The organism is Achromobacter agilis (assembly GCF_900496965.1).
Taxonomy (GTDB): domain Bacteria; phylum Pseudomonadota; class Gammaproteobacteria; order Burkholderiales; family Burkholderiaceae_B; genus Achromobacter; species Achromobacter agilis.
In genome coordinates, this window is sequence record NZ_UFQB01000001.1 from 158,332 (window position 1) to 180,250 (window position 21,919).

General features: G+C 66.3%; 22 protein-coding genes. 15 read left to right on the top strand and 7 right to left on the bottom strand.

The window, feature by feature from the left end; translation table 11 throughout:
- The first annotated feature begins 171 nt into the window (after window positions 1–171).
- The 4 genes from hpf (at window position 172) to AGI3411_RS00775 (ending at window position 3,710) form a co-directional block, all read left to right on the top strand.
- Window positions 172–510, top strand: coding sequence for a ribosome hibernation-promoting factor, HPF/YfiA family (gene hpf, locus AGI3411_RS00760; protein ID WP_043546933.1), 339 nt, complete (start codon window positions 172–174; stop codon window positions 508–510).
- A gap of 337 nt (window positions 511–847) precedes the next feature.
- The gene (locus AGI3411_RS00765) at window positions 848–1,303 is read left to right on the top strand and encodes a PTS sugar transporter subunit IIA (RefSeq protein ID WP_129525541.1); all 456 of its coding nucleotides are present in this window, start codon (window positions 848–850) and stop codon (window positions 1,301–1,303) included.
- Window positions 1,304–1,324: 21 nt separating this feature from the next.
- Window positions 1,325–2,251 carry an HPr(Ser) kinase/phosphatase gene (hprK, locus tag AGI3411_RS00770; protein ID WP_013396727.1) on the top strand — a complete coding sequence of 309 codons (927 nt, stop codon included), beginning with the start codon at window positions 1,325–1,327 and terminating at the stop codon, window positions 2,249–2,251.
- Between the two features lie 22 nt (window positions 2,252–2,273).
- Window positions 2,274–3,710 carry an aminotransferase-like domain-containing protein gene (locus tag AGI3411_RS00775; RefSeq protein ID WP_129525542.1) on the top strand — a complete coding sequence of 479 codons (1,437 nt, stop codon included), beginning with the start codon at window positions 2,274–2,276 and terminating at the stop codon, window positions 3,708–3,710.
- Here AGI3411_RS00775 and AGI3411_RS00780 read toward each other — a convergent pair.
- Window positions 3,707–4,990, bottom strand: a complete 1,284-nt coding sequence (locus tag AGI3411_RS00780) for a c-type cytochrome (protein WP_129525543.1) — start codon at window positions 4,988–4,990, stop codon at window positions 3,707–3,709. The genes AGI3411_RS00775 and AGI3411_RS00780 overlap by 4 nt on opposite strands.
- A 12-nt stretch (window positions 4,991–5,002) precedes the next feature.
- Window positions 5,003–5,761: a c-type cytochrome gene (locus tag AGI3411_RS00785; protein WP_129525544.1), complete on the bottom strand. Its 759-nt coding sequence runs from the start codon at window positions 5,759–5,761 to the stop codon at window positions 5,003–5,005.
- Window positions 5,762–5,945: 184 nt separating this feature from the next.
- Between AGI3411_RS00785 and rapZ the strand changes: the two genes are divergently transcribed.
- Both rapZ and AGI3411_RS00795 read left to right on the top strand, forming a co-directional pair.
- Window positions 5,946–6,818 carry an RNase adapter RapZ gene (rapZ, locus tag AGI3411_RS00790; RefSeq protein WP_129525772.1) on the top strand — a complete coding sequence of 291 codons (873 nt, stop codon included), beginning with the start codon at window positions 5,946–5,948 and terminating at the stop codon, window positions 6,816–6,818.
- Window positions 6,815–7,744 (top strand): septal ring lytic transglycosylase RlpA family protein, encoded by a 930-nt coding sequence (locus AGI3411_RS00795; protein ID WP_129525545.1) that lies wholly within the window; start codon window positions 6,815–6,817, stop codon window positions 7,742–7,744. Before rapZ ends, AGI3411_RS00795 begins: the two co-directional genes overlap by 4 nt.
- 12 nt (window positions 7,745–7,756) lie before the next feature.
- On the opposite strand, the gene AGI3411_RS00800 is transcribed toward AGI3411_RS00795, so the two are convergent.
- Both AGI3411_RS00800 and rsmI read right to left on the bottom strand, forming a co-directional pair.
- The gene (locus AGI3411_RS00800) at window positions 7,757–8,341 is read right to left on the bottom strand and encodes a methylated-DNA--[protein]-cysteine S-methyltransferase (protein WP_129525546.1); all 585 of its coding nucleotides are present in this window, start codon (window positions 8,339–8,341) and stop codon (window positions 7,757–7,759) included.
- 3 nt (window positions 8,342–8,344) lie between these two features.
- Entirely contained in the window at window positions 8,345–9,280 is a 936-nt protein-coding gene (gene rsmI / locus AGI3411_RS00805) for a 16S rRNA (cytidine(1402)-2'-O)-methyltransferase (protein ID WP_129525547.1), read from the bottom strand.
- Between the two features lie 66 nt (window positions 9,281–9,346).
- Between rsmI and AGI3411_RS00810 the strand changes: the two genes are divergently transcribed.
- From AGI3411_RS00810 to AGI3411_RS00825, 4 genes are all read left to right on the top strand, one after another.
- A complete protein-coding gene (locus AGI3411_RS00810) occupies window positions 9,347–9,832 on the top strand; it encodes a YraN family protein (protein WP_129525548.1) in 486 nt (161 codons plus the stop codon).
- 84 nt (window positions 9,833–9,916) lie between these two features.
- A complete protein-coding gene (locus tag AGI3411_RS00815) occupies window positions 9,917–10,510 on the top strand; it encodes a phosphoheptose isomerase (protein WP_165359025.1) in 594 nt (197 codons plus the stop codon).
- Window positions 10,507–11,244 (top strand): BON domain-containing protein, encoded by a 738-nt coding sequence (locus AGI3411_RS00820; RefSeq protein WP_129525549.1) that lies wholly within the window; start codon window positions 10,507–10,509, stop codon window positions 11,242–11,244. The genes AGI3411_RS00815 and AGI3411_RS00820 overlap by 4 nt, the downstream gene beginning before the upstream one ends.
- A complete protein-coding gene (locus AGI3411_RS00825) occupies window positions 11,241–11,732 on the top strand; it encodes a peroxiredoxin family protein (RefSeq protein WP_129525550.1) in 492 nt (163 codons plus the stop codon). Before AGI3411_RS00820 ends, AGI3411_RS00825 begins: the two co-directional genes overlap by 4 nt.
- A gap of 181 nt (window positions 11,733–11,913) precedes the next feature.
- Here AGI3411_RS00825 and AGI3411_RS00830 read toward each other — a convergent pair whose 3' ends face one another.
- Window positions 11,914–12,702 carry a MetQ/NlpA family ABC transporter substrate-binding protein gene (locus AGI3411_RS00830; protein ID WP_129525551.1) on the bottom strand — a complete coding sequence of 263 codons (789 nt, stop codon included), beginning with the start codon at window positions 12,700–12,702 and terminating at the stop codon, window positions 11,914–11,916.
- A gap of 265 nt (window positions 12,703–12,967) precedes the next feature.
- Here AGI3411_RS00830 and argB point away from each other — a divergent pair, with 265 nt between their 5' ends.
- The 5 genes from argB (at window position 12,968) to AGI3411_RS00855 (ending at window position 18,198) form a co-directional block, all read left to right on the top strand.
- Window positions 12,968–13,870, top strand: coding sequence for an acetylglutamate kinase (gene argB / locus AGI3411_RS00835; RefSeq protein ID WP_129525552.1), 903 nt, complete (start codon window positions 12,968–12,970; stop codon window positions 13,868–13,870).
- Window positions 13,871–14,060: 190 nt separating this feature from the next.
- Complete coding sequence (locus AGI3411_RS00840) at window positions 14,061–14,807, top strand: pyrimidine 5'-nucleotidase (RefSeq protein ID WP_129525553.1); 747 nt, start codon at window positions 14,061–14,063, stop codon at window positions 14,805–14,807.
- Between the two features lie 54 nt (window positions 14,808–14,861).
- Window positions 14,862–15,437: a nucleoid occlusion factor SlmA gene (gene slmA / locus AGI3411_RS00845; protein ID WP_062683285.1), complete on the top strand. Its 576-nt coding sequence runs from the start codon at window positions 14,862–14,864 to the stop codon at window positions 15,435–15,437.
- Between the two features lie 205 nt (window positions 15,438–15,642).
- Window positions 15,643–17,136, top strand: a complete 1,494-nt coding sequence (locus tag AGI3411_RS00850; RefSeq protein ID WP_129525554.1) for a DASS family sodium-coupled anion symporter — start codon at window positions 15,643–15,645, stop codon at window positions 17,134–17,136.
- A 12-nt stretch (window positions 17,137–17,148) separates the two neighbouring features.
- Entirely contained in the window at window positions 17,149–18,198 is a 1,050-nt protein-coding gene (locus AGI3411_RS00855) for an Ldh family oxidoreductase (RefSeq protein WP_129525555.1), read from the top strand.
- A gap of 654 nt (window positions 18,199–18,852) precedes the next feature.
- Here the strand turns inward: AGI3411_RS00855 and rodA are convergent.
- The gene (gene rodA, locus AGI3411_RS00860; protein WP_129525556.1) at window positions 18,853–19,989 is read right to left on the bottom strand and encodes a rod shape-determining protein RodA; all 1,137 of its coding nucleotides are present in this window, start codon (window positions 19,987–19,989) and stop codon (window positions 18,853–18,855) included.
- Complete coding sequence (gene mrdA, locus AGI3411_RS00865; RefSeq protein WP_129525557.1) at window positions 19,986–21,914, bottom strand: penicillin-binding protein 2; 1,929 nt, start codon at window positions 21,912–21,914, stop codon at window positions 19,986–19,988. The genes rodA and mrdA overlap by 4 nt, the downstream gene beginning before the upstream one ends.
- Window positions 21,915–21,919: the final 5 nt, after the last annotated feature.

Genomic DNA, 21,919 nt, shown 5'->3' on the forward strand with positions numbered 1-21,919 from the left:
CTATGGGGCTCAGCCATAAAAATGCCATGTTCTTGCGCTAGGTCAGCTTGTTTTATCGGCCCGAGTCTATACACTAGTACTAAACGAACCCTCTCGATCAAGGAGAACGCCTAACGAACCAGCCGCGCTCTTTTGCGCAATTTTTTTCCTCTTTTAGAAGGAGAGCACACTATGAACCTGAGCATCTGCGGTCGTCACCTCGACGTCACCCCGGCCATCCGGGAATATGTCATGAACAAACTGGCGCGAGTGCTGCGGCATTTCGATCACGTCATCGATACCCAGGTCATGCTCTCGGTAGAGCCCCTGCGGCATAGAGCCGAAATCACTATGCGTCTAAGCGGTAAGGACATTCATTGTGAAGCTACCGATGAAAATCTCTATGCAGCCATAGATCTTCTTGCTGACAAGGTCGACCGTCAGGTCATCAAGCACAAGGACAAGGTACGAAGTCACACAGCGGAGTCCGTGAAGCGGCAAGCGGCGAATCTCTCGTCACCCCAGCAGTAATGCGCCTCACGATAGCTCGCCCTGCGCGACTAACGAAACAGCGATTCTAGGATCCTGCCTCAGTCCCGGTGTCCCGCTAGACCACGAGTCCAGCCGGGGCATCGGCAAACTTCCCCCTCCCCCTCTTTGTCCCCCATTCCCGGCCCCGCCGGCGAGCCTGTTCGTCCCCGATTCCAGACGTTTCCCGCGCCGCAAGGCTGCGCAGGGCGCAAGAATGCCCACAATCCGCCGCTATCGGTCTATGCTGTCGCTCTTGCCGCCCCACGGCGCGCCCACGCAGGGGACGCGCCGCAGAGGCCGATTATTGCACTGCGTCATATAACCATATAATGATCCGATGAATCATTTGTCGCGCATCCTACCCGCCGGCAACGTCGTGCTCGATATGCTCGCAACGAGCAAGAAACGTGCGTTCGAGCAGGCCGGCCTTCTCTTCGAAAACAACCACGGCTTGGCGCGGGCGCTCGTGTTCGACAGCCTGTTCGCCAGGGAACGCCTGGGCTCCACGGCCCTGGGGCAGGGGGTGGCCGTCCCGCACGGCCGCGTGAAGGGCCTGGAGCAGGCCATGGCGGCCTTCATCCGCCTTGCCCAGCCCATCGCCTTCGATGCGCCCGACGGACAGCCGGTTTCGATGCTGCTCTGCCTGCTGGTGCCGGAAGCGGCCACACAGCAACACCTGGACATCCTGGCCGAACTCGCCCAGCTCATGTCCAACAAGGCATTGCGCGAGGCCCTGGCCACGGAAACCGATCCGGCCATCGTCCACAAGATGCTCACGACCGGCCAACTCTGATCTCCTCGCGGAAACGCTGCCATGCTCACGGTGCAGGAACTCGTCGACGACAACGCCGACAAAATCCCCTTTAACTGGATTTCAGGCCAGGGCGCCGCGGACCGCGCGATCCCCGACGATGGCATGTCGGCCGCCGACCTCGTCGGCCACTTGAACCTCATCCACCCGTCCCGCATCCAGGTGTTCGGCCAGGAAGAGCTGGCGTACTACACCCGCTTCGACCTGCGCCGCCGCATGCACCACATGGACGAGCTGCTGATCGGCGGCGTCCCCGCCATCCTGCTGGCCGACGGCCTGACGCCGCCCCAGGACCTGATCGACCAGTGCGACCAGCACCAGGTGCCGCTCCTGTCCACGCCCGTGGCCGCCGCCCAGCTGATCGACCTGCTGCGCATCTACCTGGGCAAGAAGCTGGCGCCCACGACCACGGTGCATGGCGTCTTCCTCGACGTGCTCGGCCTGGGCGTGCTCATTACCGGCGAATCCGGCCTGGGCAAGAGCGAACTGGCGCTGGAACTGATCTCGCGCGGACACGGCCTGGTGGCCGACGACGCCGTGGAGTTCTCGCGCACCGCCCCCAACATGATCGAAGGCCACTGTCCGCAACTACTGCAGAACCTGCTGGAAGTGCGCGGCCTGGGCCTGCTCGACATCCGCACCATATTCGGCGAAACGTCCGTGCGCCGGAAGATGCGCCTCAAGCTCATCGTGCACCTGGTGCGCGCCACCGCGCAGGACAAGTTCGAGCGGCTGCCGCTGCAGGACATCACGCAGGACATGCTGGGCCTGCCCGTGCGCAAGGTCATGCTGCAGGTTGCGGCGGGCCGCAATCTGGCGGTGCTGGTCGAAGCCGCGGTGCGCAACACGATCCTGAAGCTGCGCGGCATCGACACGCTGGGCGAATTCATGGAGCGCCAGGCAATGGCGATCCTGCAAAGCAGCAAGTAAACGCGTGTCGCCCGGCGACGCCATGAGCCTCTACGAAACGCTTGCGGCCGAGATCGCCAAGTCGATTCGCGACGGCGTGCTGCGCGCGGGCGACAAGCTCCCCTCTGTGCGCGACGCCTGCGCGGCGCGGCACGTCAGCCCCTCCACGGTTTTCCAGGCCTACTACCTGCTGGAAGCGCGCGGCCTGATTCGGGCGCAGCCGCGTTCGGGCTATTACGTCAGCGCGCCCGCCGCCTCCTTGCCCCCCGAACCCGGCGCCTCCAACCCGGACGGTGAATCGACCGAGCTCGCGATCAGCGAGCGCATCTTCGACATCCTGGGCTCCGTGCGCAACCGCGACGTCAGGCCGCTCGGGTCGGCCTTCCCCTCGCCGCTGCTGTTCCCGCTGCCGCGGCTGGCCCAGGCCATGGCAACGCACCTCAAGCGCCAGGATCCGCTGGACACGGTGGAAGACCTGGCGCCGGGCAATCCCGGCCTGCGTCGGCAGATCGCGCTGCGCTACCTGATCGGCGGCATCAACGTGCCCGCGGCCGACATCGTCGTCACCAACGGCGCGCTCGAAGCCCTCAACCTCTGCCTGCAAGCCGTCACACAGCCCGGCGACACGGTCCTGGTCGAAGCGCCCACCTTTTATGGCGCCCTCCAGGCGCTCGAGCGGCAGGGACTGAAGGCGCTGGAAGTACCCACCCATCCGCGCACCGGCGTCGACCTGGACGCGATGGAGGCCGCCATCCAGCGCCACGCACCCAAGGCCTGCTGGCTGATGACGCAATTTCAGAATCCGCTGGGCAGCCTGATGCCCGATGACAAGAAGCGGCAGCTGGTGGAAATGCTGGCGCGCCACGGTACCCCCCTGATCGAAGACGACGTGTACGGCGAGCTGTATTTCGGATCCACGCGGCCCGTGCCCGCCAAGGCCTACGACACCCAGGGGTTGGTGCTGCATTGCTCGTCGTTCTCGAAATGCCTGGCGCCGGGCTACCGCATCGGCTGGGCCTGCGCCGGCCGCTATACGCAGCGCGTGCAGCGCCTGAAACTGTCCTCGACGCTATCGGCGTCGGGCCCCGCCCAGGGCGCGATCGCCGAATACCTGGAACAAGGCGGCTACGACCGCCACCTGCGCCGGCTGCGCGAAACGCTGCAGACACAGCAGGCGCGCATGGCCGATGCGATCGCGCAGGCGTTTCCCGCCGGCACGCGCGTCACCCGGCCACAAGGCGGGTTCTTCCTGTGGCTGGAACTGCCCCCGGCCGTGGACGCGCTGGTCTTGCACCGGCAGGCGCTGGCGCGCGGCATCAGTGTGGCGCCGGGCCCGATTTTCTCGGCCAGCGGCCAGTTCGGCAGCGCGCTGCGCCTGAACTACGGACACCCCTGGGACGCCGGCGCCCAGGATGCGGTACACGCGCTGGGCAAGCTGGCGCGCGAGGCCTGCCGCAGGCCTGCGGACCGTCAAACCTAATTCCGCGTCGATGCGGCGCGCGCCCGCTTGACTTCCAGCGGCGTCACACCGCCCGCTTCGTTGCCCCAGCTATTGCGGATGTAGGACACGAGCATGGCGATATCGCTATCGTTGAGAATCTGCCCGAACGGCGGCATGCCATGCGGCCGGGGATTCGCGGCGGTGGCGGGCGCGTAGCCGCCGTCGAGCACCATGCGGATGGCATTGACGGGCGACGGCGCCGTCACGGTGGGATTGCCGGCCAGCGCGGGCCAGGCCATGCCGCTGCCCTCGCCCGCAGGCTGGTGGCATTGCGCGCATTGCTGGAGGTAGATCTTGCCTCCCAATTCCACCGCCGCCGGCGAGACGGGCGCCTTGGGCGGATCCCCGGCGGGCGGCGTCGCGGGCAGGGATTTGAGGTAAACGCCGATGGCCAGCGCATCGCCGTCGCTCAGGTGCTGCGTACTGCCCAGCACCACCTCGGCCATCGGCCCGCTGACGCTGGAATGCCCGGACATGCCCGTCTTGAGCAGCGCGGCAATATCCTCGGCCGACCAGCGCCCCATGCCGGTCTGCATATCGTTGGTGAGCGGCGGCGCGTACCAGTCCAGCACCGGGATCTCGCCGCCACCCATGGCCTGGTCCGAGCGCAGCGCCCCTAGGCGGTTGCGCGGCGTATGGCATGCGGCGCAATGCCCCAGCCCTTCGACGAGATAGCGGCCGCGGTTCCATTGCACCGATTGGCCCGCATCGTCCTCCAGGACGCCCGGCTTGAAATACAGTGCCCGCCAGGCGGCGAGCAGGGCGCGCTGGTCGTACGGAAATTCGAGCTCGGGCGGCCGGTTGGGCTGGCTGACGGGCGGCACCGTGCGCAGGTAGGCGAACAGCGCGTCGGCATCCGCGCGAGTGACGCGGGTGTATTCCGTGTAGGGGAACGCGGGATAGAGCAAGGTGCCGTCCCGCGACTTGCCGTTGTGCAGCGCCTGCCAGAAATCATCCGCCGTCCAGGCGCCGATGCCGGTCTTTTCGTCGGGTGTGATGTTCGGGCCGTACACGGTGCCGAACGGCGTGGGGATGGGCGTGCCGCCAGCCAGCGCCTTGCCGCCGCGGCTCGTGTGGCAGGCCATGCAATTGCCCGCGAGCGCCAGATAGCGTCCGCGCTCGACCAGGGTCGAGGCGTCGGCCGCGGCGGCGGCCGGACCGGTGCTGGAGTCGTCGCGCGTGCCCGCCCAATAGAGGCCGCCCACCACCACGACAAGCGCCAGCAACAGGACCAACAGGACTTTCTTCATGAGTTTCATCTGCTCGCCCGCCTACCGTTGCGCCTGGCTGCCGCATTCCGCGGGCAGGCGCAGCGCGCCTGCCGGTTCGGGCGCATAGGGTTCGACGACGGGCCGCGACGACAGCCACGCAGCCAGCGCGCCGATGTCGGCGGGGGTAAGCTTGTTGGCAATATCGGCCATGCAGTCCGGCTCCGCCGCGCGGCGCAGGCCGTTCTTCCAGCTGCCGATCTGCGAACCGATGTAGTCGCGCGGCAGGCCAAGCAGGCCGGGAATCGCGGGCAGCACGCCGCCCAGGGCGGCGCCGTGACAGGACGCACAGGCGGGCAGGCCACGCGCCGCGTCGCCGTCCATCGCCAGCTTGCGGCCGGCCTCCAGCGTGGCGGCGGACACATCGGCGCGCGCCGGCGCCGGATAGGGCACGTGCTGTTCGGAGAAGTACGCCGCCATTTCGCGCAGGTAGTCATCGGGCAGGCCGACCAGCAAATGGCTCATGGGCCGGTACTGCCGCCGGTCATCGCGGAAGTTGAGCAGCTGGTGGTACAGGTATTCCTGGGGCTTGCCGGCCAGGCGCGGATAGTAGCCATCGGTGCCGGCCCGGCCCTGCGCGCCATGGCAGGCAGTACAGGCCGCCACGCGGGCCGCCATGGTGTCCGGGCGCAAAGGCACCAGGGAAGCGTCCTGGGCCTGCGCGGGCGTTGCCGAAAAAACGACGGCAGCGGCGGCCAGCAGGGCCGAAATTGCCCCAAACCGCGGCAGTGAAACACTACGAAAGGAAATGAAGGCTAACATCTAGGTCGAATTCCTATCCCCCGAAACGCATGACGGCGGGGCGCGTATGTGAATCTATCTCGTATCCGGCGCCAAGCTTACGCCAAGGCAGCCAAAAAGGTACAGGCGCAGATTTCGAGTTTACGGCCATATCAGATGCCATCCCGCCGGCATCGTCCTGGAAAAGCGTGCCACAATCATGTCCATGTTGAAAGTCGTCCTAGTCACCGGCATCTCTGGCTCCGGCAAGTCCGTCGCCCTGCGCATGCTCGAGGACGCCAGCTATACCTGTGTCGACAATCTGCCCGTACGGTTCCTGACCGAATTCATTGCCAACGCCCGGGACGAAGGCCTGGAGCGGGTTGCCGTCGCGATCGACGTCCGCTCGCCCGGCGAACTGGCCGAGCTGCCGGACGTGGTGACCGCGCTGCGCGCCATGGGCACCAGCCTGCGCGTGGTCTTCCTGGACGCCAGCACCGCAACGCTGGTGCAGCGCTACTCCGAATCCCGCCGCCGCCATCCGCTGACCGACCGCCTGCAGCGCGGCGGCACCGCGCCATCCCTGACCGACTGCATCGCGCTGGAGCGCGAACTGCTGGCGCCGCTGCGCGAGCAGGAACACGTCATCGATACCTCGGACCTGACGCCGGGGCAGTTGCGCGCCTGGATCCGCGATCTGATCCAGGCGGACCGCGCGCCGCTGGTCCTCACGTTCGAATCCTTCGCCTACAAGCGCGGCGTACCGCGCGACGCCGACCTGGTGTTCGACGTGCGCTGCCTGCCCAATCCCTATTACGATCGCAACCTGCGGCCCCTGACCGGGCGCGACGAGCCCGTGGCCGCCTGGCTGGCGGGCTTCGAGCAAGTGGGGCTGATGATCGACGACATCGCCGGTTTCCTGAACCGGTGGCTGCCCCGATACACACAAGACACCCGCAACTACCTGACCGTCGCCATCGGCTGTACCGGCGGCCAGCACCGGTCGGTGTACGTGGTCGAGCAACTGGCGCTGCGCTTCGCCGACCACGACCCGCTGCTGGTGCGCCACCGCACCCAACTGCCTGACGAATCCGCATGACCCTGTCCCGCCCGCTCCACCTGATCCTGATGCTGTTGCTGGCCATTGCCGTGGCCGGCTGTTCTTCCACCGGCGGGCGCAAAAAGGGCGGCGGCTACTACAAGGATGACGGGCCGGACGCGAATCCGCCCTCGAACCTGGATCAGGTGCCCGACGCGGTGCCCAGGGTGGAGCCCTACGCCAGCGGCGCGAACCGGCCCTACGTCGTGTTCGGCCAGCGCTACGTGCCCGACACCAGCGGCCAGCCCTACAAGAAGCGCGGCATCGCCTCCTGGTACGGCAAGAAGTTCCACGGCAATTCCACGTCCATCGGCGAGTCCTACGACATGTACGCCATGACGGCCGCCCACACCACGCTCCCGCTGCCCAGCTACGCCCGGGTCACCAGCCTGGTCAACGGCAAGACCGTCGTCGTGCGCGTGAACGACCGCGGCCCCTTCCACAGCGATCGCATCATGGACCTGTCCTATGTTGCGGCGCACAAGCTCGGCATCATCGGGCCGGGCAGCGGCCAGGTGATCGTGGAGGCCATTCCGCCCGACGAGATCCGGCGCCTGGCCTCTCAGGGCGCGCCGGCCGCCGCGCCGCCCGAGCCCGCGTCGGCCTTGGGATCCACGCCGGTGCTCGCCCCGGTTGCCGCCGCGCCCATCGCGCTCACGGCCGAGCCCCTGCCGGCGGCCGCGGGCGGCCTCGGCAACATCTACCTGCAAGTGGGCGCGTTCAGCCAGCCGGCCAACGCGCAATCGCTGGTCAGCCGGATCAATACCCAGTTGGGCCCGGACGGCGCGCCGCCCGCCTCGATGGAACAGTCCAACAACCTGTACCGGGTCAAGATCGGCCCCTACCCCGACCGGCAAAGCGCGTTGAACGCCGTGCCGCTGGTGTCGGAGCGCATCGGCATCCTGCCCAGCATCGCCGCGCAATAAGGAATCCCCAAGCTACCAGGGCAGCTCCGCCTGCCCGTCGCAGACGCGCCGCGCGCGCGGGTTCCGGCTCCGGTAGAGATTGCCCTCGTGCGCCAGCAGCGCCTGCTTGCGCGGCAGCCCGCCGCCAAAGCCGGTCAAGGCGGTGTCGGCGCCGATCACGCGGTGGCACGGGATGATGATGCTGATCGGGTTGCGCCCGACCGCTCCGCCGACCGCCTGCGCCCCCTTGGGCCGGCCCACCGTACGGGCCAGTTCGCCATAGCTGGCCAGCACGCCGAACGCCAGGTCGCACAGCGCGTGCCAGACCTGGTGCTGGAACGCCGTGCCGACGGGATCCAGCGGCACGTCGAACGTGCGGCGCCGGCCGGCGAACCACTCGTCCAGTTCGTGGCGCGCCTGCTCCAGGATGGCATCGGATTCCGAGAGGATCCAACCTTCCGCCGACGGCAGCAGGGCCTGGTCGGTGAACCAGGCGCCCCGCAGCCCCTTGGGGCTGGCGACCAGACGCATGTCTCCCAGCGGCGTGGGCATGTCGCGGTAGGTGAGCCGTTCATTGGGATCGGCGGGCTTGTTGGACACGACAGTTGCGTACGTCATGGCTTATTCCGACGATTTCTTGCGGGCCAGCGCCCGGTTGTACAGGACGTCCCGCGGCAAACCCGAGACCTTGGCCGCGACGCGGGCGGCGTCGCGCAGCGACAGCGACTCCAGCAAGGCGTCCAGCAGCGCGTCCGTGCTCGGGTCGGCATCCTCCTGCGCGGGTTCGTCTTCCCGGGCATGCGCGATCAACACGAATTCGCCCTGCTCGCGATGGCTGTCCGCCGCCAGCCAGGCGGCGCCCTCGCCCATCGGGAAGGTGGCGATTTCCTCGAAGCGTTTGGTCAGCTCGCGCGCCACGGTCAGCCGGCGGTCGGGTCCGCAGACTTCCAGCAAATCGGCCAGGGTGGCGGCGAGCCGATGCGGCGATTCGAACATCACCACCGGCGCGGGCAGGGCGCACCAGGTGCGCAGCCAGCGCTGGCGGGCGGCCGCCTTGGGCGGCGCGAAACCCGCGAACGCATACGCCGGGTTTTCGTCCGTAGTGACACCGCTACCCATCAGCGCGGCGATCACGGCGCTGGGGCCGGGCACCGGCACGACCTTGAAACCCGCCTCGCGCACGGCGCGCACAATGCGCGCGCCCGGATCGCTGACGGCGGGCGCCCCCGCGTCGGACACCAGGGCCACGCGCTGGCCCTGCTCCAGCCGGGCGCAAATGGCCTGGGCCGCGGCAGCCTCGTTGTGGCGGTGGGCGGCCATCAGCGGCGTGCCCACGCCCCAGGCGTCCAGCAGCGTGCGGCTTGCCCGCGTGTCTTCGGCAGCGATCACGTCGGCCCGCTGCAAGGCATGCCAGGCGCGCAGCCCCAGGTCGCCCAGATTGCCGATCGGCGTGGCCACGACGTACAGCGTCGAGGCGGGCCAATGCTGCTCGGCAACGCGTTCGGCAACGCGGGACCAGGCGTCTCCGGCGGGCGGGGGTGAGACATTTTGATTCATTGCAGCCTACTGACACGGAAAACCATGTCAGTGTAGCCGCCAATGCCCGCCGACTCCGGAGCCCCCATGATGGATGAGACCTTGCGCCTGGCCTGCGAACTGGCCTTGGCCGCCCGCCGCCGCGCCGGCAAACGCCGGCGGCGCGCGGAGCGGCGTCCGCCCCCGGCGGCCCCGCAACCCCCGCGGCGCTCGCCCACCCAACGCACAGGCGACCGCCACGAAGCGGCCGCGCTGCGCCTGCTGCGGGCACAGGGCCTGGCGCTGCTGGCGCGCAACCTGCGGACCCGCGCTGGCGAGATCGATCTGGCCATGCGCGACGGCGATATCCTGGTGTTCGTCGAGGTCCGCTCGCGCGGCTGCGCCCGCTATGGCGGCGCGGCGGCCAGCATCGGCCTGGAAAAGCAGGCCCGGCTGGCCCGCGCCGCGGCGCATTGGCTGCCCGAACTGGCCCACCGGCACTGGCAAGGAAAGCCGCCGGCCGCCCGCTTCGACGCGGTCGTCTTCGAGGCCGGCCAGCCTCAGTGGCTGCGCGGGGCGTTCTGGCTCGCCTGACCGCTGTTGCGCCGGTAACGCGCCGCCCGAAGGTCGTTACGCCTGGACAGAACAGGGTTACGGCACCGTGAGATAATCGCGGCCATGGACATGACCTCTCGGATGACGTCGCACTTTCGCGACGCCATGGCTGCGTACGAACAAAGCATGAACGTGCTGGCCGAGCCGCTGGCAATAGCGGTGGACGTGCTATTCGGCGCCCTGGCGAACAACGGCAAGATTCTGGCTTGCGGCAATGGCGGCTCGGCCGCCGACGCGCAACATTTCATCGCCGAACTGGTGGGCCGCTTCGAGCGCGAACGCCTGCCCCTGGCTGGCATCGCGCTCAATACCGATACCTCCATCCTCACCGCCGTCGGCAACGACTATGGCTTCGACGAGGTCTTCGAGCGCCAGGTCAATGCCTTCGGCCAGGCCGGCGATGTGCTGGTGGCGATCTCCACCAGCGGAAATTCCCCCAATGTGGTGCGCGCCATGGAAGCCGCCAGCGCCCGCGAAATGCACGTGCTTGCCCTGACAGGCAAGGGCGGCGGCGTCATGGGGGAACTCATTACGCCCATGGACGTCCATCTATGTGTTCCCAGCGATCGCACGATGCGCATCCAGGAAGTCCATATTCTGCTACTGCACGCGCTGTGCGACGGCATTGACGCTCTTCTGCTTGGAGACACCGAATGATTTCTGACGTCCGAACCGCTACCCGTCCGTTGATGCTTGCCGCCGCCTTGTCCACCGCCGCGCTGTCGCTGTCGGCCTGCGCGCCGCTGATCGTGGGCGGCGCCGCCGCCACCACGGCGGTCGTCGTGACGGACCGCCGCACCTCCGGCATCCAGCTCGAGGACCAGAACATGGCGTTCAAGGCTCAGAGCCAGATCTCGCAGAAGCTGGGCGAAACCGCCCGCGTCAACGCCATGGCCTATGGCGGCCACCTGCTGCTGACCGGCGACGTCCCCACCGAAGAAGCCAAGAGCCAGGCGACGGCAATCGCCCAGGGCGTGGAAAGCGTCAAACAGGTCACCAACCAGCTAACAGTGGGCCCCATCGCCTCGTTCGGCGTGCGCTCCAACGACACCTGGCTGACCTCCAAGGTCAAGACCGCCCTGCTCAACACCAAGTACGTGCCTTCGGGCACCATCGCGGTAACCACCGACCACAGCGTCGTCTATCTCATGGGCAAGGTGACGCAGGCCGAAGGCGACTATGCCGCCAATGCCGCCGCCGACGTGGGAGGCGTGGCCAAGGTGGTTAAACTGTTCGAAACCATCAGCCGCGAAGAAGCGATCCGGCTGTCGAACAGCGGTTCCCAATCCAAAACCACGGAAAGCAAAGCGCCCATCGAAAGCGGCACCGGCGCGGCCAGCGACAACGCTGGCGCTGCGGGTGGCGGCGTAGAGGTCATGCCCATCAAATGAAAAAAGCCATCGTAGCGCTCGCCGTCCTGGTGGCGGTCGGCATCGGCGCCTGGTTCGTCTTGCGCCCCGCGCAGACCGCCCCCGACGTCACCTTCACCACCCTGGAAGGCAAAACCTTCTCCATGCAGGACCTGCGCGGCAAGGTCGTGCTGGTCAAGTTCTGGGCAACCAGCTGTGTGACCTGCGTGAAGCAAATGCCGGAAACCATCTCGGCCTACAACGAGTATTCCGCCAAAGGCTACGAGGCGGTCGCCGTCGCCATGGACTACGACCCGCCCAACTTCGTGCTGAATTTCGCCGAAACGCGCAAGCTGCCGTTCCCGGTAGCGCTGGACACCAAGGGCGACATCGCCCGCGCCTTCGGCGACATCCGCCTCACGCCCACCGCCTTCCTGATCGACAAGAAAGGCAACATCATCAAGCGCTACCTCGGCGAATACGACGTCGCGGAATTCCACGCCACGGTGGAGAAGGCGCTGGCAAGCTAGATCTTCCGCGTGTCTGACACCCTTACGCAATAGCCGCCAGGCTGAAGCAGGCCTTCCCGGGTGTCTGACACCGGCTGTATCTGAACGAACAACCGTCTGAATTCAGCCGGTGTCAGACACCCGGGAACACTGTACCGAATTCGTCAGACTGTCCCGTAAGGGTGTCAGACACTCGGAAGGTTTAGAAAGCCGGAACCACCGCGCCCTTGTACTTTTCCTGGATGAACTGCTTCACCTCGGGGGTGTGCAGGGCCTTGACGAGCTTCTTGATGCCGGGCGCGTCTTTATTGTCTTCGCGGGTCACCAGGATGTTCGCGTAGGGCGAATCCGAGCCTTCGATGAACAGCGCGTCCTTGGTCGGCACCAGCCCGGCTTCCAGCGCGTAGTTGGTATTGATCAGCGCCAGGTCCACATCGTCCAGCGAACGCGGCAGCATGGCGGCTTCCAGTTCGCGGAACTTCAGCTTCTTGGGGTTCTCGACCACGTCCGCGGCGGTTGCGAGAATATTGGCCGGGTCCTTCAGCTTGATCAGGCCCTGCTTCTGCAGCAGCACGAGCGCGCGGCCGCCGTTGGACGGATCGTTCGGGATGGCGACGCTCGCGCCGTCCTTGAGCTCGGACAGGCTCTTGATCTTCTTGGAGTAGCCGCCGAACGGCTCGACGTGCACCAGGGCCACCGGCACCAGGTTCGCCTTGCGGTCCTTGTTGAACGAATCCAGGTAGGGCTTGTGCTGGAAGAAGTTGGCATCCAGTTGCTTGTCGGCCAGTTGCAGGTTCGGCTGCACATAGTCGCTGAACACCTTGATGTCGAGCTCCACGCCTTCCTTGGCGAGCTGCGGTTTCACCACTTCCAGGATCTCGGCGTGCGGGACCTGGGTCGCGCCCACCACCACCTTTTCAGCATGGGCGGCGTTCGCCGCCACCAGGAAGGCCGACGCCACCAGGGCGGAGCGGACAAGATTCAAACGCATGTGTTGCCTCTTATATGGGTTAAAAATTGGGGACAAACATCCAGCCAATGCAGCCCGGCCCCCTTTTGCGGGGCCAGCCGTTGCGAAATCGCCCCCAATTTACCTGAATGCCGGTTATTTGTCGGGCATATGAACATGGGTTTAAAGCATAAGAAACCTGTGGGTACTACAATCCGTCGTATGCTTGCGCTACCGCGTTCCGAACGCGTTTTTGTGCAGGCATTTTTTCTAACCACTCATACGTATATTTGCCGACTTAGCTGCCATGACCGACACCCCCGACCCTGCTGCCGTTTCGTCTCCTGCTGTCAAAGCTGCCGTGCTGTCTGAAGCACTGCCGTATATCCGACGATTTCACGGCAAGACCATCGTGGTCAAGTACGGCGGCAACGCCATGACGGAAGAGCGATTGCAGCGTAGCTTCGCGCACGACGTCGTGCTGCTGAAGCTGGTGGGTCTGAATCCGGTGGTGGTCCACGGCGGCGGTCCGCAGATCGACGACGCACTGCGCCGCATCGGCAAGCAAGGCACCTTCATCCAGGGCATGCGCGTCACCGACGCCGAAACCATGGAAGTCGTGGAATGGGTGCTGGGCGGCCAGGTCCAGCAGGACATCGTCATGATGATCAACGAGGTCGGCGGCAAGGCCGTCGGCCTGACCGGCAAGGACGGCGGGCTGATCCAGGCCCGCAAGAAGCTGATGGACAACAAGGACAATCCGTCCGAGCCCATCGACATCGGTTTCGTCGGCGACATCACCATGGTCGAGCCGGCCGTGGTCAAGGCGCTGCAGGACGACCAGTTCATCCCCGTCATCTCGCCCATCGGCTATGGCGAAGATGGCACGGCCTACAACATCAATGCCGACGTCGTCGCCGGCAAGATGGCCGAAGTGCTGGGCGCGGAAAAGCTGCTGATGCTGACCAACACCCCCGGGGTGCTGGACAAAGCCGGCAAGCTGCTGCGCAGCCTGTCGGCCCAGACCATCGACGAGCTGTTCGCCGACGGCACGATCTCCGGCGGCATGCTGCCCAAGATCTCTTCCGCGCTGGACGCCGCCAAGAACGGCGTGAATTCCGTGCACATCGTCGACGGCCGCGTTCCGCACTGCCTGTTGCTGGAAATCCTGACCGACCAGGGCGTGGGCACGATGATCAGCTCGCATTGATGTTCCCCCCCGTAGCGCTGCGCGCTTCCCCCCCGGGGGGGCGCCGCTGCGGACCGGCGGAGCCGGATCCGCGCGGCCCCGATGGGAACGGCCTTGCCGTATTGGGGCGCTTTGCCTGCCTTGCCGCATTGCCGGCTGGGACCTCTTCGTTCGGTCCATCGAGGATGGCGCGCGGCGCCATGGGCAATTGATGAAGGCCCATCGCCAATTGCTACGGCCGGCGGTGCGGCTGCGGCGCTCCCGGAGGACGGACGCGGACGTTTCCGAACGCCTGTGGCTGTTCGACCTGGACAACACGCTGCACGACACCTCGTACGCCATCTTCCCGAAGATCGACCATGGCATGACCATGGCGGTGGCCGAGGCCCTGGACGTGGACATCGAGACCGCCAACCGCGTGCGCTCGATGTACTGGAAGCGCTACGGCGCTACCATGATCGGCATGGTCCGGCACCATGGCGTGAACGCCCACGACTTCCTGCACCGCAGCCACGACTTCGACGTCGATCCCCTGGTGCGCGCGGAAAAGGCGCTGGCCTACAAGCTGCGGCGGCTGCCCGGCCGCAAGGTGCTGCTGACCAACGCGCCGCTGCACTACGCCCGCGCCGTGCTGTCCCGCCTGGGCATCCTGCACCTGTTCGACAGCCTGTGGGCCATCGAGCACATGCGCCTGCATGGCGAGTTCCGGCCCAAGCCCTCGCCCACCCTGCTGCGCTACGTGCTGGCACACGAAGGCGTGCCCGCCCACCGCGCGGTCCTGGTGGAGGACACGCTGGCCAACCTGCGTGGAGCGCGCCAGGCCGGCCTGCGTACTGTCCACGTGTATCACCCTGGCACGCCTTTCGCCCGGGGCCGGTCGCAACGTCCGGCCTACGTCGACTTGCGGGTAAACTCCGTCAGTGATTTGCTGTTACGCCGACGCCCCTTGCGGGGATAGCGGCGCGCTCCTCCCTCCCCTTCACCGTCAGCCTGCGCGAGAGCAGACACTTCCATGGCGAGCAAACCCGGCGAGCGCAAGACCCAGATTCTGCAGACCCTGGCCGAGATGCTGGAGCAACCTCACGCGTCCCGCATCACCACGGCCGCCCTCGCCGCGCGCCTGGAAGTCTCGGAAGCCGCGCTATACCGGCATTTCGCCAGCAAGGCGCAGATGTTCGAAGGGCTGATCGAATTCATCGAAACCAGCATCTTCACGCTGGTGAACCAGATCGCCACCGCCGAGCCCTACGGCCTGGCCCAGGCCCATCAGACGGTATCCATGCTGCTGACCTTCTCGGAACGCAACAAGGGGATGACGCGGGTGCTGACCGGCGACGCCCTGGTCACGGAAGACAACCGCCTGCAGGAACGCATCAACCACATCAACGACCGCATCGAAGCGTCGCTGAAGCAATCGCTGCGCATCGCCATCACCGACGGCGGACTGCCGCCGGAAGCCAACGTGGCCGCGCACGCCAGCCTGCTGACTCACCTGGTGCTTGGCCGCTGGCTGCGCTATGCCCAGAGCGGCTGGCGCGTCGCGCCCACATTGCACCTGGACGAACAACTGCGCCTGGCGCTGGGCTGAGCGGCTTGCCGGCGGCAGGGGCCGACGAGCATAATGCCCCCCATAGGTTTTCCACAAGCGCAAATCTCCACTTGCTTGACCTGCATCAATACGGGTTTTCCGCAATGCCGTCACGATCATCCTGTAGCGTCGACATGCCGAATTGATTGATTTCCCGTGCTCGCGGGGCGGCGTGTCGTCAGTTTGACCTCAACCGGAGATGGATATGACCGCGCAAGCCGCCGTTCCTGCCTCGCAAGCCCCAAAGAAAACCAAAATTCCCATCGGACTGGTCGCCGGCATCGTCGTGATGATCGGCGTGCTGATGATGCCCTTGCCGGCCGACCTGCCCGTCGCGGGTCACCGGATGCTCGCCATCCTGGCGTTCGCCGTGGTGGTCTGGATTACCGAAGCCGTGTCCTACGAAGCCAGCGCGATCATGATCACGACGCTGATGGCCTTCCTGCTGGGCACGGCTCCGACAGTCAAAGACCCGCAAGTGCTCTACGGCACCTCCGCCGCCATCAGCATGGCGCTGACCGGCTTCTCGAACTCGGCGCTCGCGCTCGTCACGGGCGCCTTGTTCATTGCGGCGGCAATGACGTTCACCGGGCTGGACCGGCGCATCGCGCTGGTAACCCTGTCCAGGGTGGGCACCAGCACGCGCCGCATCCTGATCGGGTGCATTGCCGTGACCATCGTGCTGAGCCTGGTCGTGCCCAGCGCCACCGCGCGCAGCGCGGCCGTGGTGCCCATCATGATGGGCGTCATCGCGGCCTTCGGCGTGGACAAGCGCTCCAACATCGCCGCCGGCATCATGATCATCGTGGCGCAGGCCACCAGCATCTGGAACGTCGGCATCCAGACCGCCGCCGCGCAGAACCTGCTGACCGTCGGCTTCATGGAAAAGATGCTGGGCGAACGGGTGGCGTGGTCGGACTGGCTGATCGCCGGCGCCCCCTGGTCGCTGATCATGTCGGCGGTGCTGATCGTCATCGTGCTCAAGCTGCTGCCGCCGGAAAGCGACAGCATCGCGGGAGGCAAGGAAGCCGTCGAGAAGTCGCTGCTTGAACTCGGCCCCATGACGGGCGCGCAAAAGCGCCTGATGGCCGTGTCCGTCATGCTGCTTCTGTTTTGGTCGACCGAAGGCAAGCTGCACAAGTTCGACACCACCTCCACCACCTATTTCGGCCTGGTGCTGCTGTTGCTGCCGCGCTTTGGCGTGATGACCTGGAAAGACGTGCAATCGCGCATTCCATGGGGCACCGTAATCGTGTTCGGCGTCGGCATCAGCCTGGGCACCGCCCTGCTGACAACCCAGGCCGGCCAATGGCTCGGCAACCAGGTCGTGGCGCACACTGGCCTGGATCACCTCGGACCGCTGGCCATTTTCGCGATCCTGGCGGCCTTCCTGATCGTCATCCACCTGGGTTTCGCCAGCGCGACCGCCCTGACCTCGGCGATGCTGCCCATCCTGATCTCGGTGCTGGCCACGCTGCCGGGCGACTTCAGCCGCCTGGGCATGACCATGCTGCTGGGCTTCGTGGTGAGCTACGGCTTCATTCTGCCGATCAACGCGCCGCAGAACATGGTGTGCCTGGGCACGGAAACCTTCAACGCCAAGCAGTTCGCCAAAGTCGGCATCCTGGTCACCATCATCGGCTACGCGCTGATGATCCTGATGGGCATGACCTACTGGCGCTGGCTGGGCTGGCTGTAAGGAGGGTTCACGATGAAATTGTCGCTAGCCCAAGCCCATGAATACGGCCGCCGCGTGCTGATGGCCCAGGGCGTGCCCGAGGACATCGCCTGCGATGTGGCCGAACACCTGGTGGAATCCGACCGCGTCGGCTACACCAGCCACGGCCTGTCGATCCTGACGAACTACCGCCGCGTGCTGTCCGAGGGCCTGGCCCAGCCGGACGGCCGCCCCGAACTGATCAACGACCGCGGCGCCATGCTTGCCTACGACGGCCACCACGGACTGGGGCAGTACGTGGGCAAGGTGGTCATCGAGAAGGCCATCGAACGCACGCAGGAGCACGGCCAGTGCATCCTCACCCTGCGCCACAGCCATCACCTGGGCCGCATGGGCCACTTCGGGGAGATGGTAGCGGCCAAGGGCCTGATCCTGCTGGCCTTCACCAACGTCATCAACCGCTCGCCGACCGTGGCGCCTTTCGGCGGGGCGCAGGCCTGCCTCACGACGAACCCGCTGTGCTTCGCCGGGCCGCTGCCCGGCGGCCGCCCGCCGTTCATCGTGGACATGGCCACCAGCTCCATCGCCGTGAACAAGGCGCGGGTGCTGGCCGCCAAGGGCGAAGCCGCGCCCACGGGCTCGCTGATCGACGCCCAAGGCAACCCGACCACCGATCCGAATGCGCTCTTCACCGACCCGCCCGGCGCCCTGCTGCCGTTCGGCGGCCACAAGGGCTACGCGCTGGGACTGGTGGCCGAGCTGCTTGCCGGCGTCCTGTCCGGCGGCGGCACGATCCAGCCCGAACATCCCCGGATCGGCGTAGCGACGAACAATATGTTTGCGCTGCTGCTGGATCCCCAGGTGGACTTCAATACGGACTGGCGGTCGATGGAGGTGGGCGCGTTCATCGACTACCTCCACGCCTGCAAGCCGCAGCCTGGCGTCGAAGCCGTGCAGTATCCCGGCGAATACGAAGCCCGCAACCGGGCGGTGAACGCGGATTCGGTGGAATTCGACAGCCGGATCTGGGATGGGTTGAAGCAGTTGGCGAACGATCTGGGCGTGCCGGAGGCGTTGCCGTGAGGTAGCGTTTCGCGGGTGTCTGACACCCGGGAAGATCGCTTCAATCCGCGCGGTCATCTCGTACGGGTGTCAGACACCTGGCATTCTTGAGACGCCTCCCGAGGCGGCGCTCCGCTGATCGTCACTTCAACCCCGATGCCGGATGGGCGGCGCGCGTCCGGGTCTGCATGCGCAAGCGGCTGCCTGCCGCGCGCGCCGCCCATCACCGCCCCCCCTCGCACGATAGGCACACCAGCAAACCACTCACCCGCATTCGCGCAAGCGCACCCGCGCCGACGCACAAGACTGCGTATGCCGCTTGCGGCCGCCCGCGCGGCCGCAAGCGGCGGGCAACGCAAACCCCGTCCCTGAACACAGATCCAGCAGCGCGGCAAGCCAAGACGGCGGCAGCCCGTCGGCGCGGGCGCCGTGGACGCGAGCAACCTCGATGCGCCCGAGGGAATCCGAAGGAGTCGCCGAAGGCGAGGACGAGGATGACGCAGGGAAAGTCCGGAGCGAAGGCTCCGGACCGCAATCGTGGGCGCGAGCGGCCATGGCACCCGCGCCGACGGGCGACCTACGAAGAACAACCTACGAAGAGCAACCTACCAAAAGAGACCTAGGAAAAGCAACCGACAGCGCCTACAAGAACGACCCCGACGCCCACCAGAAGAATCAGCTCTTCACCGACCGATGCCGACTAATGCTCATCATGATGCCAAACGCAATCCCCATGGTGAACAACGCCGTCCCCCCATAGCTCATGAACGGCAACGGCACCCCCACCACGGGCAGGATCCCCGTCACCATCCCCACGTTCACGAATACGTAGATGAACAGCATCATCGTCAATGCCCCGGACAGCAATCGCCCGAACTGCGACGACGCGCGTGACGCGATGGTCAGCCCTCGCGCCATCATCAGACCGTACAGCACCAGGAGCGCGATGCCGCCGTACAGGCCGAACTCTTCGGCGTACACAGCGAAGATGAAGTCGGTCGTGCGCTCGGGGATGAAATCCAGGTGCGTCTGCGTGCCCTTCATGTAGCCCTTGCCGTACACCCCGCCCGAGCCCACCGCGATCATCGACTGGATCGTGTGAAAGCCCTTGCCCAGCGGATCGGAACTGGGATTGAGCAGCGTGCACACCCGGTGCTTCTGGTAGTCGTGCAGCACGACCCAGTCCACGTCGGGCTCGCAGAGCTGGTCCTCGTAGTAGACCAGCGTGCCGATGGCGATGATGCCGGCCAGCATCACGGGCACCAGCAGCTTGAACGACAGGCCCGCGAAATAGATCACGAAAAAGCCGGCGCCGAACACCAGCAGCGCCGTGCCCAGGTCCGGCTGCAGCACGATCAGGCCGAAGGGTGCGGCCAGCATGGCGGCCGCGACCAGGAAGTCGCGGATCCGGACTGCGCCCTCATGGCGCTGGAAATACCAGGCGAGCATCATCGGCACGGCGATCTTCATCATCTCCGACGGCTGGATGCGTGTCACGCCCAGGTTCAGCCAGCGCGTGGCGCCCTTGCTGGTCTCGCCGAAGAACTCCACCCCCAGCAGCAGCACCACCCCCACCACATAGAAGGGCAAGGCCAGCTTCATCAGCCATTTGGGCGGAATCAGCGCCATGCTCCACATAGCGAAGAAGGCGATGATGAAATTGCGCGACTGCTCGGCAAAGCGCCAGTCAGTGCCGCCCACCGCCGAATGCATGACGGTCAGGCCCAGCGCTGCAAACATCAGCAGGATCGCCAGCAGCGGCCAATCGAAGGCGGTGAACACACGCAGCAGAATGAGGCCCAGGCGTTTCATGGTTGGCGCACCACCTCGGTAGCAATGGTTTCAACCGAGGACAGGGCATCCGCGCGCTCCGGCCGCACGATCTTGTCCTGCCGGTCCTGGGCCAGCCAGTAATCGAATACCTTGCGCGCGACCGGCGCGGCCACGCTCGCGCCCCAGCCGGCGTTCTCGACGATCAGCGCCACGGCGATGCGGGGGTGTTCCAGCGGCGCGAAGCCCATGAACAAAGCATGATCGCGCAGGCGCTCATCGATGGCGCTGGCGCGGTAATGGCCGCCCCGCAGGCTGAACACCTGCGCGGTGCCCGTCTTACCGGCGGCCTGGTACGGCGTGTTGGCGAACGCGCGCCGCGCCGTGCCGGCGCGCACCACGTCCGCCATGGCGTTCTTGATCACGTCGACGTTGGCCTGCTTGAGCGGAATCCGGTAGTCCGGCGTGGATTCGGAGGGCTTGGCCACGCCGCTGCGCGGATCGCGCACGGCATGCACCAGGTGCGGGCGGCGATACAGGCCGTTGTTGGCCAGCGTGGACGTCCCTTGCGCCAGCTGCAGCAGCGTGAAGGCGTTGTAGCCCTGCCCGACTGCCACGGAAATCGTCTCACCCGCGTACCAGCGCTGGCGCTCCTTGTCCTTGTAGGCCGAGCGCTTCCAGTCGGTGGACGGCAGCACCCCGCGCTTCTCGCCTTCCAGGTCGATGCCGGTGATCTGGCCGAACCCGAATTGCTTGGTGAAATCGTGCAGCGCGTTCACCCCGATCTCGGGGCCGAGTGAATAGAAGTAAGTGTCGGACGACACCACGATGGCCTTGTGCATGTCGGTCATGCCGTAGGCCGCGCCGCCCGCGTTGCGGAACTTCTGGCCGCCGAACTCGAAGTAGCCCGGGTCCGAAATCCGGTCCGTGGCCCGGCGCTTGCCCAGTTCCAGCGCGGCCAGGCCCACGAAAGGTTTGTAGGTGGAACCGATGGGATAGGTGCCGTACAGCGGCCGGTTGATCAGCGGATGGTCCGGCGATTCGTTCAGCATGCGCCAGTTGTCCACGTCGATCCCGTCCACGAACAGATTGGGATCGAAAGACGGCTGCGAGACGAAGGCCAGCACCTCGCCGGTGTCGGGATCGAGGGCGACCAGCGCGCCGCGCCGCCCCTCGAACGCATCTTCGGCCACCTTCTGCAGGCCCAGGTCGATGGACAACAGGATGTCGGAGCCGGGCACCGGATCAATCCGGCGCAGCGTGCGCATAGGGCGCCCGCCGGCCGTCACTTCGACCTCTTCCAGGCCGGTGCGGCCGTGCAGCTGCTCTTCCCAGGTCTTTTCGATGCCCTTCTTGCCGATGACGTCGGTGCCGCGGTAGTTGCCCAGCAGGCCGGTGCGGTCCAGCTCTTCGATGTCGCCCTCGGCGATGCGGCCGATATAGCCCACCACGTGGGCGGCGGACGCGCCCTGCGGATACTCGCGCACCCAGCGGGCGCGCAATTCCACGCCCGGGAACTGGAAGGCATGCGCGGCGAACCAGGCAGCCTCGGTATCGTTGAGGTTGTTGCGCAGCTGCAGGCTGGCGTAGCGGCTGGACTCGGCGGCGCGGCGCTTGAAGCGCCGCTGGTCGGCCGGGCTGATATACACGACCTCGGTCAGCCGCTCGAACAGCTCGTTCATGTTGCCGGCCTTGGCCGGCACGACCTCCAGCGTATAGGTGCGGTAGTTGCGCGCCAGCACTTCACCGTTGCGATCCAGGATTTCACCGCGGCGGGGCGGGATCGGCACAACGGCGATGCGGTTGCGGTCGGCGCGTTCGGACAGGCCTTCGTAGCGGTCGACCTGCAAGTACCAGAAGCGGCCGACCAGCACGCCGAAGCACGCCAGCGCGAAAATGCCGCCCACCCAGGCGCGCAGGCGGAAACGCTGCTTCTGCTGCTGGCCGGTTTTCTTGAATTCGAACATGACGC